At 64.5% G+C, this 15,023-nt stretch carries 12 protein-coding genes; 7 read left to right on the plus strand and 5 right to left on the minus strand.

Annotation, left to right across the window (positions count from 1 at the left end):
* Positions 1–187: 187 nt before the first annotated feature.
* The 5 genes from ISP25_RS08560 to grxD form a co-directional block, all read right to left on the minus strand.
* The gene (locus tag ISP25_RS08560; RefSeq protein ID WP_404613193.1) at positions 188–3,550 is read right to left on the minus strand and encodes a TonB-dependent receptor; all 3,363 of its coding nucleotides are present in this window, start codon (positions 3,548–3,550) and stop codon (positions 188–190) included.
* Between the two features lie 317 nt (positions 3,551–3,867).
* The gene (locus ISP25_RS08565) at positions 3,868–6,360 is read right to left on the minus strand and encodes a TonB-dependent receptor (protein WP_404613195.1); all 2,493 of its coding nucleotides are present in this window, start codon (positions 6,358–6,360) and stop codon (positions 3,868–3,870) included.
* A gap of 277 nt (positions 6,361–6,637) precedes the next feature.
* Complete coding sequence (locus tag ISP25_RS08570) at positions 6,638–7,237, minus strand: MarC family protein (protein WP_192155383.1); 600 nt, start codon at positions 7,235–7,237, stop codon at positions 6,638–6,640.
* An 11-nt stretch (positions 7,238–7,248) separates the two neighbouring features.
* The gene (locus ISP25_RS08575; protein WP_404613197.1) at positions 7,249–8,019 is read right to left on the minus strand and encodes an SDR family NAD(P)-dependent oxidoreductase; all 771 of its coding nucleotides are present in this window, start codon (positions 8,017–8,019) and stop codon (positions 7,249–7,251) included.
* Positions 8,016–8,342 (minus strand): Grx4 family monothiol glutaredoxin, encoded by a 327-nt coding sequence (gene grxD, locus ISP25_RS08580; protein ID WP_404616289.1) that lies wholly within the window; start codon positions 8,340–8,342, stop codon positions 8,016–8,018. Before grxD ends, ISP25_RS08575 begins: the two co-directional genes overlap by 4 nt.
* Before the next feature lie 107 nt (positions 8,343–8,449).
* Between grxD and ISP25_RS08585 the strand changes: the two genes are divergently transcribed.
* From ISP25_RS08585 to rseP, 7 genes are all read left to right on the plus strand, one after another.
* Positions 8,450–9,031, plus strand: coding sequence for a superoxide dismutase (locus ISP25_RS08585; RefSeq protein ID WP_192154330.1), 582 nt, complete (start codon positions 8,450–8,452; stop codon positions 9,029–9,031).
* 202 nt (positions 9,032–9,233) lie between these two features.
* Positions 9,234–9,953 (plus strand): UMP kinase, encoded by a 720-nt coding sequence (pyrH, locus tag ISP25_RS08590; protein ID WP_404613199.1) that lies wholly within the window; start codon positions 9,234–9,236, stop codon positions 9,951–9,953.
* A 56-nt stretch (positions 9,954–10,009) separates the two neighbouring features.
* Positions 10,010–10,567, plus strand: a complete 558-nt coding sequence (frr, locus tag ISP25_RS08595) for a ribosome recycling factor (protein WP_404613201.1) — start codon at positions 10,010–10,012, stop codon at positions 10,565–10,567.
* A gap of 238 nt (positions 10,568–10,805) precedes the next feature.
* Positions 10,806–11,543 carry a polyprenyl diphosphate synthase gene (uppS, locus tag ISP25_RS08600; RefSeq protein WP_192154325.1) on the plus strand — a complete coding sequence of 246 codons (738 nt, stop codon included), beginning with the start codon at positions 10,806–10,808 and terminating at the stop codon, positions 11,541–11,543.
* 2 nt (positions 11,544–11,545) lie between these two features.
* Entirely contained in the window at positions 11,546–12,364 is an 819-nt protein-coding gene (locus ISP25_RS08605) for a phosphatidate cytidylyltransferase (RefSeq protein WP_404613203.1), read from the plus strand.
* 1 nt (position 12,365) lies between these two features.
* On the plus strand, positions 12,366–13,541 hold the full coding sequence (locus ISP25_RS08610; RefSeq protein WP_404613205.1) for a 1-deoxy-D-xylulose-5-phosphate reductoisomerase: 1,176 nt from the start codon (positions 12,366–12,368) through the stop codon (positions 13,539–13,541).
* A 36-nt stretch (positions 13,542–13,577) separates the two neighbouring features.
* Positions 13,578–14,924 carry an RIP metalloprotease RseP gene (gene rseP / locus ISP25_RS08615; protein WP_404613207.1) on the plus strand — a complete coding sequence of 449 codons (1,347 nt, stop codon included), beginning with the start codon at positions 13,578–13,580 and terminating at the stop codon, positions 14,922–14,924.
* Positions 14,925–15,023: the final 99 nt, after the last annotated feature.

Consider the following 15,023-nt stretch of genomic DNA (forward strand, 5'->3'; position numbering starts at 1 on the left):
CAAGCCAAAATGCCTGGCTGCCCTCGTACTTGCACGGGGGCATTCACAGAACACGCCACGACGCGCGACAGGACTGCCGCCGTGCGCCCATGGCACGTCCGCGGAATGACATGCTGGCAAGAATGTGTGACATGAAAAAGCCGGCGCCTCCGTGGGCACCGGCTTCCCGTGACATCCGGCAGCGTACTCAGAACGTGTAGCGGACCGTCAACATCGCCGACCAGCGCGAGACCACATTGGTCTTGGTATAGGTACCGGCGTCGTACACCGTGTACTGCTCCGGCTGGTAGTTGCCGTACTTGTCGGTGTAGAGCTTGTAGATGTACTTGCCGTCGGCGCCTACGCCGGCATAGTCGGCGAGGTTGCGCGTCTGGTAGAAACCCAGGTCGTGCTCCTGGCCCCAGCGCTTGTCGACCAGGTTCAGCACGTTGTAGACGTCCAGGCGGACCTCGCCCTTGTTGCCCTTGAAGAGGCCAGGGATTTCCTGGCGCACGCTCAGGTCGAGGTCGTTGACCCAGGCGGCGCTGGCGGCGTTGCGCTTGGCGATCTGGCCCTGGTGCCTGCTCAGATACGAGTCGCTCTGGATGTAGCTGTAGAACTGCTGGATCTGCGCGGCCGTGGCCGGCTTGCCGTTCGGCTGCAGCAGGGTCACTTCGCCGTTGCGCGGGATATAGACCAGGTCGGTGCCCTGGCCGAAGCCGTCGCCGTTGGCGTCGTTGCCGAAGGTCCAACTGTACGGCTGGCCGGTATGGCCGTCGTAGAACGCGCCGATGCTGGTGACGTAATCGCCAAAGAACCGGTGCTGCCAGGTGACCGATGCATTGACGCGCTGGCGCACCGCGCGGTTGGAACGCGCCACTGTCTCGTCGTTCGGGTTCACCCAGGCGCTGTTCGACAGGTTCGAGCTGGCCTGGCTGGAGGTACCCGGATTGACCTCGGTGGAGTCGCCGAAGGTCACGCCCAGGCTGCCGAACCAGCTGTCGGAGAACGGCTTCTTCAACGACAGGGTCAATGCGTCGGCATGGCCTTTGTGGGTGTTGGTGAGGTAGGTGGAGTTGTAGGTAAAGCTCTTGCTCGCGTTGGCACGGGCATCGGCACTGGCGCCGGCTTCGCCCGGCGTCTTCCAGTACTGTGCGCGGCCGTCGGGCATCGTGCCCGTGGGCGAGCCGAGGTTGAGCATCTGGTACCAGATGCCGTTGCGCACCTTGACGTACTGGTACTCGGCCGAAAACACCGTGCCCCACCACGGCAGTTCGCGGTCGAGCGCCAGGCTGTACTTCCACACGGAGGGCAGCTTGAAGTTCCGGTCGATGGTATCCACGTTCATCGAGCTGCTCGCCGGCGGCGGCAGGTTCTGGCCGTATGGATTCGGACTGAACACCGGCAGGCTGTTGCCCTGCCCCGGCTGAACACCGTAGTCGTTGTAAACCTGATACACGGTGGTGGTAATGCCGTTGTTCTGGAACGGGTTCGTCATCCACACCGTCGGCGGATTGGACTGGAACAGTCCGAAACCGCCGCGCAGCTGCGTCATCAGCTGGGTGTCGAAGGCATAGTTGAACGACACGCGCGGCTCGACGATACGCAGACCGTCGATGGTGTTGTTGTTGCGCAACGGGGTGATGTTGCTGCCCGACGGATAGTTCACCACGACCTGGCCGTTCGCATCGATGCCGAAGGTCTTGGTGACCGCGGGGTTGTAGACCGGACGGTCGCCGGTGTTGGCCTGGTCGACGCGGATGCCGTACTGCAGCGACAGGTTGTTGTTCACCTGCCAGGTGTCCTGCAGGAACAGGCTGGTCTGGCGCAACGTCCACTGCGCCGCCACATCGTTGAGCGTATAGCCCGTCGACGGCTGGTAGATGTTGTACGAGCCGTAGATGCCCTTCTCGAAATTGTCGATGCCGTAGAAGGTGTAGGCGCCGAACTCGGTACGGCCGAACAGGTTGTAGATCTTGTTCTGCTGGAAGTCGACGCCGCCCTTGAGGGTGTGGTCGCCCAGATACCAGGTGGCCGCCTCGAACAGGCTCCAGGTCTTGATGTTCAGTACGTTGTAGTGGCTGTACTGGTCCTCGCCCAGGTCGACGTAGGGCGTCGAGCCGGTCTGCTTGCCGGTCTTCGGATTCGTGCTGACGCCCACATCGACGAATACCTGCGGCTGCTGCTCGGCGACGCTGCGCACCTGCGAGAACTGGCGGTAGCCGAGCTTGGTTTCAGTGGAAAAGTCCTCGTTCCAGTCGTCGAAGAACTGCAGCACCGCATTCTTGGTGTCGCTGTTCTTGGTGTACCAGTAACTGGTCAGACCGATCGAGTTGCTGGAGTTGCCCTGCACGATCGGCTGGACTTCCTTGGTGCGCTGGTAGCTGAAGCTGGCGCGGTGGTTGTTGGTGATGTTCCAGTCCAGCTTGGCCAGGTAGCGCTCGTCGAGCAGATCTACGTTGCCGCCGCTGAAATTGCCCGGTTTCAGCCCCAGTGCGTTGGCGGCGTTGATGATGCGCTGAAGGTCGCCCGGCGACACCTTGTTGGAGGTGGACGAGCCGTTGCCGAGAGTGGAATCGAGACCGTTGGCCGAATCGGCGCCGAGGCCGATGGTCTTCTCTTTCTCGTAGTTGACGAAGAAGAACAGCTTGTCCTTGACGATCGGTCCGCCCAGCGTGGCGCCCGCGGTCCAGTCGCGCTTGTAGCCGGCGTAGTCGTAACCCGGCTGGTCCTTGTTCAGCCAGCCAGCCGTGCCGACCAGCTTGTCGGCATTGCGGTAGGCGTAATACACCGAACCGTGGAAATCGTTGGTGCCGCTCTTGGTGACCGCGTTGATGTTGGCGCCCACGGTGTCGGAAGCCACGTCGAAGTTCGCCGTGGAGATGTTGTATTCCTCGATGGTGTCGGCCGAGATCGGCGAACCGATGTAGGGCATGCCGTTGGAATTCAGGCCGAACGGATCGCCCACGCCGGCGCCGTCCACGGTGATCGAGTTGTAGCGGTTGTTCATGCCCATCGTGGAGATGGCGCCTTCACCGCGATCGGAAATGCTCACGCGCGGATCGAGGCGGGCGATGTCGGCAATCGAGCGGCCGGGCGACGGCGCAGCCTGCAGCTCGCGCTGCGAGACATTGGTGGACATGCCCTTGTTGTCGGGCGTGAAGGTCTGTGCCAGCGCGTTGGCCGACACGGTGACGCCGCCGAGATTCTTCGCCTCCTTGACCTGCTCGGCACCCATGGCCAGGTTGACCGCAGTGTCCTGCGCCAGCTGCAGGTAGACGTTCTTCTGTTCGGCCTGGGGCATGCCGCCTTTGGACACGGTGACATCGAACGGGCCTCCCACGCGCAGGCCCTGCGCCGAATAGCGGCCATTGGCATCGGTAGTGGCGACCTTGGTGGTGCCTGACGGCTCGTGCACGATCTGCACGGTGGCGCCGACAACCGGCTGGCCGCTGCCGTCGAGCACCCGGCCGCTGATCGAGGACGAGGTGTCCTGCGCCAGGATCGGCGAGGAAGCCAACAGTGCGGCGATGGCCATCGGCAGCAGTTTGGCGCGATTGGTGTGTTTCATAGAGACGTCGACCCTCATGGCGGTTCGCAACAAGCAACGAAGTGAAGGCAGCAGACCGGACCATCCGTCGCCCCGGCATGCCGGGCGCGGTACTGGCTCCTCTGCTGCCCCTGGGAATGCAGCGGCCATGGGCGGAGGCTCCGGCCGAGGCTGCTACGCAAAAAGTTACGCGCAAGATATTACATTATCGTAACAATTTGCCTGATCGCTGCTTCGTTGCCGCTTCCGGGGGTGATTCCGGCAACAAAAAAGCCGGCACCCGAAGGTGCCGGCTTCGCTCCCCACGCTGTGTCAGCCGCAGGTGATGGAACGCAAGGTCAGTGGATCGAAACGCCGAAGGTGATCATGTAGGTACGGCTCTGCAGGATCGAGTAGGTCGCCGGCGTCGCGTAAGCCGAGGGGTTGGTGCTCTGGCCCGAAGACGCCAGGAACGGGTTGGCGTAGGACCAGGTAAGCGCCTGGTGGTCGGCTATGTTGAACACGTTGAACTTGACGTAGGGCTGGGTGAAGTCGGTCGAGAAATCCGGCAGGTGGTAGCCCGCGCTCAGATTGAAGGTGGTGTAGCCGCCCACCTTTTCCGTGTTCGACCAGTCGCCCCAGATCGCGCCGCTGTACTTCGCGTTCAGGCTAGCCCACAGCGGCCCCTGCTTGTAGTCGAGGCTTGCGTAGGCCGCATTGCGCGGCGTGTTGATCAGGGTCTTGCCCTGGGTGAAGTAGATGCCGTCGCTGCCGGAATTCACGTTGTCCTGCTGACGCGCCACGGTGTAGGTGTACGAACCGTACAGGGTGAACTGATCGGTCAGCTTGACGCTGGCTTCGCTGTTCATGCCACGCATGTGGACGCTGGGCAGGCTGGTGTACACGGTCTGGCCGCTGTTCTCGTCGTAGCCGCTGACCTGCTTGTTCTGGAAGTTGGCAGCATAGGCATCGATGTTGACCGACACGCGCGGAGCATAGAAACGCCAGCCCAGATCGGCACTGGTCGCCGTCTCGGGCTTGTTGACCGCGGTGAAACTGCCCGACTCGGGGTGATTGGCATTCAGGTCGGCCGCCGCGCCGTTCTGCGCCAGTGCGCCGTTGACCGGCGTACGGAACGTCCGGCCCATGCCGAAGTAGAGCTGGTTCTCGTCGTTCAGCTGGAACTTCGTGCCCACCGTCGGCGACCACTTGTGGTAGGTGGCCTCGAACGGGCCGCCGAACTGCTGGTCGTAGTACGGACCATAGTTCGAACCCGGGTACTCGTAGTCGAAGCCCTTGCGCTGGGCCCAGAGGTAGGAGATGCCGGCGGTCACCGTCCACTGGTCGCTGGGCGTCCAGGTGTTGGTGGCGAAGGCCTTCTCGGTAGTGGTGGTGGTGTATTCGTCGTATGCCGCCTGCACGCGGCCGTCCGGATAACGGATCAGGTCGGTCTGCGCCCAGATGTCCGACGGCGTGCCGGTGCTGGTATCGATCGGCGTAAACACTTCGTTCTGCTGCTCGCGCGGACGCTCCCACCACACGCCGTAGACTAGTGTGTCGTTGAGGCCGAGATCCTGGCTCAACTTGGCGATGACGCCGGGACGGTAGGTGATGTTCTGGCTGAGCGAATAGACCAGGCCCTTGGTACCGTTCTTGATGAGGCCGTCGCCGTTGAGGTCGGCATTGACATAGCCGTACTCATTGTTGTCGGAGGTGCTTTCCTTGAAGGCCGAGGCGCCGCTGCCGCCGCCGTCGCCGTACTGGAAGTAGGGCACCACGGACAGGTGCAGGCTGTCATTCAGCGTGAACTCGCCGTCGGCACTGCCCATCCAGCTGATATACGGATTGGTGTGCAGCTTGTAATAGCAGACGTTGTAGTTGACGTTCGGACCGCAAGAGCTGGTGCTGGTCGACTTCACGTTCTCCGGGACTGTCCAGATGTCGGAGTAGTTGTAGTCGTAGTCCGTAGCCGCCTGCGCCTTGGTCGGATGCATGTAGCTGTTCTTCACTTCCCGGTTGTACTGCATCGAGAAGGAGATCGAGTTGCGGTCGTCGATGGTCCACAGCACCTTGCCGTCGACCTTCGTCACCTTCTGCTGGCCGGGGCCGTCCCAGATATCCGCGTCGTTGTCCGAGTACGAAATCCAGGAGCGCACCGGACCCATGTCGCCGGTGTTCAGGCGCACGAAGGTGCGGTGGTAGCTGTTGCTGCCGAAGGTCTGGCTGAGATCGACGCCGCCCGTGTGCGACGGATCGATGGTCGCCCAGCCGATGGAGCCGCCGGCCGCGCCGGAGATCGGCTGGTCGACGTCCGGCCAACCCTGCTGCACGGTGATGTCGCCCATGTTCTCGGCGTCGCCGTACTCGGTGGCGTACACGCGGTAGTTGCCGCTGTCATTGATCGGCGCGCCGTTGACGGTGGTACCCACTTCGTCGCTGGTGAAACCGCGGATGGAATAGTTGCCGTCGTTCAGGCCGGTGAAATCGTCGGTGGACGTGAACACGCCCGGGATGCTCTGGATCGCCTGCACGAAGGTGCCGCCGGGCGCTCCCTGCTGGATCGCCGCACGCGTGATGGTGGACACCGCCTTGGGCGCGTCCTGCTCGGACATCAGGCCGCCGCCGAGGCTCACGGCCGTTGCCGTCACTTCGACGGACTGCAGCTCGCGCGCATGCTTGGTGGCCACCGCCGACACCTTGGAGGTGCTCGACACGCTGGACTGGCCACCGCCGCCCTGCTGGGCCGTGGCTTGCGCAGGCTGACTGTTGCCGGTCGTGGTCTGCGCCAGCGCCATCGACGACGCCATGCCAAGAGAGAGTGCAATCGCTGCAGAGAGATAAGCTCGCTTCATGTGTAATCCCCGTAATGCAAGTTCAAGCCAGTAATGACTGGGTCGCGGCGGTAACCAAACGCGTTTCGAAAGAAAAAACGAATATTTCGGGCACAAAAAAACTCGACCCTTCCGGATCGAGCACTAGCAGCTCGTAATGCGAATTTTCTTGCGACACCCTTCTATTGAATTGCGTCGCCCGCCGTCCAAAGCCTTTGATATTGTCTCCGGCTTATTTTACAGCAATTTTACATTAGTTCCATCGTGACATTCGCCACGGTATGTCGCGATCGACTCGTCAAAGCGCCAGATGCAGAAACGCGGCCACGCCGCCCATGAACATCTGCACCGACAGGGCAATCAGCAGCATGCCCATCACGCGTTCCAACGCAGTCAGCACGCTCTCGCCGAGCCAGCGGAACAGGTAGGTGGAGAAGAACAGGATCATGGCCGTGGCCAGCCATGCGCCGATCAACGCGATGGCCCAGTCCGCGGTACGTCCCGGCTGGGTATTGGTGAGCAGCAGCAACGCCGCCATCGCGGAGGGGCCGGCAACGCCGGGAATCGCCATAGGCACGATGAAAGGTTCGCCGCCGCCGCTCTTGCCGAAGATGCCGCCGCCATCCGCCGGCGGGAACACCATGCGGATGCCGATGAGGAACAGCACGATGCCGCCCGCGATGCTGATCGAATCGGGCTTGAGTTGAAGCAGGCTGAGCAGGTGCTGGCCACCGATCAGGAAACCCAGCAGCACACCCAGCGCGATCAGCAGCTCGCGTACCAGCACGCGGCGCCGCCGCTTCGGCGGTACATCCTTGAGCAGGCTGAGGAAGATCGGGATGTTGCCCAGCGGATCCATGATGAGGAACAGCATGATTCCCGCCGACAAGGTGGTCATCTGCGTTTCCATCACCCCTCTCCTCGCAGATCGAGCACATGGCCACGTGCAGGCAGACCATGCGCCCCGAGCAACCAGACCATCGCCGCAGCCGCGGCATCCGGCAGGGGGCGCTGCATGGCATCCTCACCGAAATACGCCTGCCTGCGCAGCATGGTGCGCATCGGCGCAGGCAGCAACGCATGCACGCGCAACGGGCTTTCGTCGGTTTCCTCGTGCAGGATTTCCGCGAAGCGTTCCAGCGCCGCCTTCGATGCGCCATAGGCGCCCCAGTGCGCCCGCGCCAACCGTTGCGGATCGTCCAGGACGAACACCACCGCGCTGTCCGCAGCCTCCTGCAACAACGGCAGGCAGGCCTGGGTGAGCGCGAACGGCGCATTGACGTTGACATGCATGGCACGCAACCAGCCGTCGGGCTTGTGCATGGAGATCGGCGTGAGTCCGGCGAAGCTGGCTGCACAGTGCGCGATGCCGTCCAGGCGACCGAAGTCGTGGCGCAGACCGTCGACCAGCGCGGCGTATTCGCGCGGCGTGGCCGTCTCCATGTCCAGCGGATGGATCACCGGCTCGGAGAGGCCGTCGGCCAGCATGGCGTCGTAGAGTTGTTCCAGCTGGCGCTTGCGCTTGCCGCTGATGATGACGGTGGCGCCCGCACGCGCGGCTGCGCGCGCCACCGCGCCACCGAGGCCGCCATAAGCACCCGTGACCAGCACCACGCGGCCGTCCAGCGTGTCGCTGGCGGGCATCCAGCCCGCGGGGAGTCGCGCTGTCGGCAACGTCATTCGTGCACAGTCCCGCTCACGTCTCCGGCCATGCGCGCCAGCTCGCCGGAAGCCTCGAGGTCGACGACGATGTCACAGCCGCCAATGAGTTCGCCCTCGATGAACAGCTGCGGGAAGGTCGGCCAGTTCGCGTAATGCGGCAGCGCCGAGCGGATCTCGGGATCGGCCAGCACGTTCACCGCATGGAACGGTGCACCTGCCCGCTGCAACGCCTGCGCGGCACGGCTGGAGAAGCCGCACATCGGAAACTCCGGCGTGCCCTTCATGAAGAGCACGATGGGGTGCGCAGCGAGCAGCGACTTGATTCGCTCGTTTACGTCCATAGGTCGGGTATTCATCTTTACAATGCGGACAGACCGGTATTGTATCAGTCGGCCAGGCGGCCACCGGCCGCCGCGATCCCTTCCCAGCCACCGTCAAGGAGCCACTCATGGCGATCGAACTTCCCCCGTTGCCCTACGAAAAGAACGCCCTGGAGCCGAACATCTCGGCCGAAACGCTGGAATTCCACTACGGCAAGCATCATCAGGCCTACGTGACCAACCTCAACAACCTGATCAAGGGCACCGAGTTCGAAGGCGCCGCGCTGGAAGACATCATCCGGAAGTCCTCCGGCGGCGTGTTCAACAACGCCGCGCAGATCTGGAACCACACCTTCTACTGGCACTCCATGCGCAAGCCGCAGGAGAACAATGCACCCAGCGGCAAGCTGGCCGATGAGATCAACAAGGCGTTCGGCTCGCTGGACAAGTTCAAGGAGGAGTTCACCAAGTCGGCCGTCGGCAACTTCGGCTCGGGCTGGACCTGGCTGGTGCAGCGTCCGGACGGCACGCTGGGCATCGTCAACACCTCCAACGCCGCCACGCCGATCACCGGCAGCGACAAGCCGCTGTTCACCATCGACGTGTGGGAGCACGCCTACTACATCGACTACCGCAACGCCCGCCCGAAATACGTGGAGTCGTTCTGGAACCTGGTGAACTGGGAATTCGCGGCGAAGAACCTCGCCTGATTCGTCTTGCGCCAACCCCAAAGGCGGGGCCCTCGCGGCTCCGCTTTTTTTATGGCGCATACCTGTGCCGGAACGCCTTGGTGGGCGCGCAGAATGGCGAGTCCCGCCATCTTGAGCCGCCCTCGCCGCGCGCATGAACTCGCCGCGTCCGGCCGCAATCGTTACAATGCGTCGGTTTGCGCCATTACAATCCGGAGACCCCATGAGCGACCAGCCCAAGTACCGCCGCATTCTGCTCAAGCTCTCCGGTGAAGCCCTGATGGGCGAGGCCGATTACGGCATCGACCCCAAGGTGATCGGGCGGCTGGCCGATGAAATCATCGAGGTGGTCAGGGCCGGCGTAAACATTGGCGTAGTCATCGGCGGCGGCAACATCTTCCGCGGCGCAGGCCTCGCTGCCGCCGGCATGGATCGCGTCACCGGCGACCACATGGGCATGCTGGCCACGGTGATGAACGCGCTGGCGATGGCCGATGCCATCGAGAAGCGCGGCGGCTACGCCCGCGTGATGAGCGCGATCCAGATCCACGACGTGGCCGAGGATTTCATCCGCCGCCGCGCGATCCGCCACATCGAGAAGGGACGCATCGCGCTGTTCGCCGCCGGCACCGGCAACCCGTTCTTCACCACCGACTCGGCCGCCGCGCTGCGCGCGGTGGAAATCGGCGCCGACCTGCTGCTCAAGGCCACCAAGGTGGACGGCGTGTACACCGCCGACCCGGCCAAGCACGCCGACGCCACCCGTTACGACCAGCTCACCTACGACGAGGTGATCCAGCGCAATCTGCAGGTGATGGACACCGCCGCCATCGCGCTGTGCCGCGACCATCGCATGCCCCTGCGCATCTACGACATGACCGTGCCTGGCAACCTCATGCGAATCATGCACGGAGAAGCGGTGGGCACCCTGGTGCACAACTGAGCCTTCGACCCGCGCTGCTATACTCGGCGGCTAGCCAGATTTTCCGGGGAACGCCCATGATCAACGACATCAAGACCGATGCCCAGACCCGCATGAGCAAGAGCATCGACGCGCTCAGGCACGAGCTCACCCGCCTGCGCACCGGCCGCGCCAGCACCGCGCTGGTGGACGGTATCCGGGTGCCTGCCTACGGTTCCGAGATGCCCCTGAACCAGGTGGCCACGGTGGCACTCGCTGATGCGCGCTCCATCGTCATCACGCCGTTCGACAAGAGCCTGGTCGGCCCGGTCGAGAAGGCCATCCTGGGCTCGGACATCGGCATCACGCCGACCACCGCCGGTACCGTGATTCGCCTCAACCTGCCGCCGCTCACCGAGGAGCGCCGCCGCGAACTGGCCAAGCATGTGTCGCACGAGGGCGAGAACGCGAAGATCGCGATCCGCAACGTGCGCCGCGATGCCATGCAGAAAGTGAAGGACCTGCTCAAGGACAAGCAGATCAGCGAAGACGAGGAGCGCCGCGCCGACGACGAGATCCAGAAGCTCACCGACCGCTTCGTGAAGGACGTGGATGGCGTGGTGAAGACGAAGGAAGACGAGTTGATGTCCATGTAACGGACGCCACAGCGGAACCCGCGATTCCGGGCAACGGCCGCGCCCGGAAAACGAACCCGCACGGCACCACGCGTTCCCCTCTCTTCCCCGAGGAGAAGGCAAAGGCAGAGGAGACAGTCTTGCGGCACCCTTTCGGCTCGATTCGCCTTGAGCCGCGGCGCGGCAGACATCCGCCCCTCATCCGCCCCTCCGGGGCACCCTCTCCCCAGAAGGGGAGAAGGACACAAAAGCCCCGCCGATGACCAAGACTCCCGCCATCCCGCGCCATATCGCCATCGTGATGGATGGCAACGGCCGCTGGGCGAAGCTGCGCCATCGCCCGCGCAGCTTCGGCCACAATGCCGGCCGCAAGGCCGTGCGCGAAGTGGTGGAGGGCTGCCTGCGCGAAGGCGTGGAGGCGCTTACCCTGTTCGCCTTCTCCAGCGAGAACTGGCAGCGCCCCGAAGAAGAGGTCGGCGCGCTCATGGGCTTGTTCGTGCGGGCGCTGGACAAGGAAACCGACGAACTGCATGCCCAAGGCGTGCGGCTGCGCTTCACCGGCGACCTGACTGCCTTCGACGAGCCACTGCGCGAGCGCATGCAGGCCTCGATGGCACGCACCGCCGGCAACCACAAGCTGCACCTCAACATCGCAGTGAACTACGGCGGCCGCTGGGACATCGCGCAGGCCGCGCGCGATGCCGCTTGCGCGGTGGCGCGCGGCGAGCTGCGCGCCGAGGCCGTCGACGAGGCCGAACTGGGCCGTCGCATGTGCCTGGCCGAACTGCCGCCGCTGGACCTGTTCATCCGTACCGGGGGCGACTGCCGGCTCAGCAACTTCCTGCTGTGGCAGGCGGCCTATGCCGAACTGCATTTCACCGATACCCTGTGGCCAGACTTCGACCAGGCCAGCCTGCACCGGGCGATCGAGGACTACGGCCGGCGCGAACGCCGCTACGGCCGCACCGGCGACCAGGTCGCCATGGACAAGGGGTAAGCATGTTGCAACAGCGCGTCCTCACCGCCTTGCTGCTCGCGCCGCTGGCGATCGCCATCATCCTGCTGCTTTCCACCCCATGGATCGCCCTGGTGGGCGCAGCGGTATTCCTCGGCGCAATGGAGGAGTGGACTCGCCTCGCCAACGTGCAGAAGCCCGCCTCACGCATGGCCCTGCTCGTGTCCGCCGCAGTGCTGTTCGCACTGCTGTGGATGGGGCACGCCGGCGCGCTGATGCCTCTGCTGCTGGTGCTGGGCGTGGCTTGGTGGCTGCTGGCCTGCCTCTGGCTGCGGCACTTCGCCTTCGGTGCCGCGCCCACACCGGAAAACCGCACGCTGAAGCTCGCAGCCGGCGCCTTCGTGATTTTCCCGGCGTGGGTCGCGCTGATCGCGCTGCACGGCCGCGAGGTGCATGGCCACTGGTGGCTGCTGCTGGCGTTGGTGATCGTGTGGGCAGCCGACATCGGCGCGTACTTCAGCGGACGCACCTTCGGCAAGCGCAAGCTGGCGCCGCAGATCAGTCCCGGCAAGACCTGGGCCGGCGCGTACGGCGCGATGGTCGCCGGCGTGCTGGTGGCTCTGGCCGGCGGCTGGCTGCTGGACGTGCGCGACACGGCGCTGCTCGGCCTCGGCGTACTGGCCGCCATTACGGTAGCCGTCTCCATCGTGGGCGACCTGCTGGAGAGCCTGATGAAGCGCCATGCCGGCATGAAGGATTCGGGCAGCGTCTTCCCCGGCCACGGTGGCTTGCTGGATCGGCTGGACAGCGTGTTCGCGGCTCTCCCGGTGTTCGCACTGGGCTTGCAGTTGCTGGGTCTGTGAGATGAAGAAAGTCGCCGTCCTCGGCGCAACCGGTTCGATCGGCGCCAGCACGCTGGACGTGATCGCGCGACACCCGGACCGTTTCCGCGCCAGCATCCTGAGCGCTCACAGCAACGTGGCCGCACTGGCCGAGCTGTGCGAACGCTTCCGCCCCGATCTGGCCGTGATCGCCGACTCCACGCTGGAGGGCGAACTGGCGCGCAGACTCGCTGCTGCAGGCGTGCGCTGCACGGTGGCCAGCGGCCACCATGCGCTCACAGCCGCCACCGCAGGCACGTCGTGTGACATCGTCGTGGCCGCCATCGTCGGCGCCGCAGGATTGGATTCCACCCTCGCCGCGGCGCGAGCCGGCAAGCGCCTGCTGCTGGCGAACAAGGAATCCATCGTGCTTGGCGGTCCACTGCTGCTGGAAGCATTGCGCGCGGGCGGCGGGGAACTGATCCCGGTCGATTCGGAACACAACGCGATCTTCCAATGCCTGCCCGGCGGTCGCCCCGACCTGGCGAAAAGCGGCGTGCGCCGGCTGGTCCTCACCGCCTCCGGCGGCCCGTTCCGCGGTCGTTCGCGGGCCGAGCTGGCCGCAGTGACGCCCGACCAGGCCTGCAAGCATCCGAAATGGTCGATGGGCCGCAAGATTTCGGTGGACTCGGCCACGTTGATGAACAAAGGCCTCGAAGTGATCGAGGCGCATCACCTGTTCGGCGCGCCGCCGGACGCGATCGACGTACTGGTGCACCCGCAGAGCCTGGTGCATTCGCTGGTGGAGTACGTGGACGGCTCGGTGCTGGCCCAGCTCGGCAACCCCGACATGCGTACCGCCATCGCCCACGCCTTGGCATGGCCGGAACGCATTGAGGCAGGCGTGCCCCGGCTGGACCTCGCCGATGGCGGTGCCCTGCAGTTCGAGGCACCGGACCTGGACACCTTCCGCTGCCTCGCCCTCGCCTTTCAGGCGCTGCGCGCCGGTGGCGATGCACCCGCGATCCTGAATGCGGCAAACGAGGTGGCGGTGGAGGCCTTCCTGGCCGGCACCCTGCCCTTCCTCGCCATCGCCGAGGTGGTGGAGGCCGTGCTCACGGAACTGCCGGCGCAAGCCGTGGTCGATGTGGAGTCCCTTGTCGCGCGCGACGGCGAGGCGCGGGCTGCGGCCCGGCGCCTGCTGCGGCGGCCTTGCTGATATCCTTCCCAGATAGATTCCTGTCCTCGGCGTTTGATGACTTCCTTCTTCGGCTCGGTGTTCTGGTTGCTGGTCACGCTGGGCGTGCTGGTGACTTTCCATGAGTTCGGCCACTACTGGGTCGCGCGCCGCTGTGGTGTGCGGGTACTGCGCTTCTCTGTGGGCTTCGGCAAGGCGTTGTGGAAACGCACCGGCCGCGATGGCTGCGAGTACCAGATCGCCGCGATCCCGCTGGGCGGCTACGTAAAGATGCTGGACGCGCGCGAAGGCGCCGTGCCACCGCAGTTCCGCGACCAGGAATTCACCACCCAGCCGGTGTGGAAGCGCATCCTGATCGTGCTGGCCGGGCCGGGCTTCAACCTGATCTTCACCGTGGCCGCGCTGTGGCTGATGTTCATGCTGGGCCTGCCCGACAGCGCCCCCATCATCACCGCCAAGCCGCAAAGTATGGCGGCTGTGGCGGGTATACGGCCGGGCGATCGCATCCTCAGCATCGACGGTCGCAACGTTGACACTCTGGGCGATTCCCTGGACGCGATGGCCAATGCCTTGCTCGGCCGCACGCCACTGCCGCTGACCGTGCGCGACCCCGACGGCACGCAAAGGCAGTTGCTGCTGCCGCTGGACAAATTGCCGCCTGGCCAGACCATTGACGACTACTTCACGACCCTGGGCTTGCAGCCGATGCCTCCGCCGCCGGTAGCCGCCACCGTGATGCCTGGTCAGCCTGCCGCACTGGGCGGCATGCAGGGTGGCGACCGCATCGTCAGCATCAACGGCAGTCCGGTGCCGGATTTCGATACGGTAGGGAAGCTGATACGGCAGGATGCCGATGTCTCGCCGAAACTTGCCATCATGGTCGAACGCAACGGCAAGACCATGCCGTTGCAGGTCGTCGCACGCCATGAGTCGCTGCAAGGCCAGCCAATGGCATGGGTGGTCGGCATTACCCCGCCGGCACCGGAAGCTGCCACGTTGCGCTACGGTCCGCTGCGTGCCCTGCATGAGGCACTGGTCGGCACCTGGCGCAACGTCGCGCAAACCTTCGGCATGATCGGCAAGATGCTGCGCGGCGAGGCCTCGCCAAAGAACCTATCCAGCGTGATCGGCATCGCGCAGGTGGCCAGCGCCAGTGCCCAATTGGGCGTTGCCCGGTTTCTGCAATTCCTCGCCATGGTGTCGCTGAGCCTGGCGGTACTGAACCTTCTGCCCATCCCCGTCTTGGATGGAGGGCACCTGCTGTATTACCTTATCGAGTTGCTCAAGGGCAGCCCGCTCAGCGAACAGGCCATGGCTATCGGCCAGTACATTGGATTGGTGCTGCTGTTCAGCCTGATGGGTTTGGTGTTCTACAACGACATCCATCGCCTGTTGCTGTCGTGACGTCGACGATCCACCCCCATGGTTCGCCGGCGCCACATTCGGTGCCCTCGCGGGCCCCTGTTTTTTCTCGCGGCGGGGCCCAACCCTGCCGCGTGCCTT

The sequence above is a fragment of the Rhodanobacter hydrolyticus genome, from assembly GCF_044904645.1.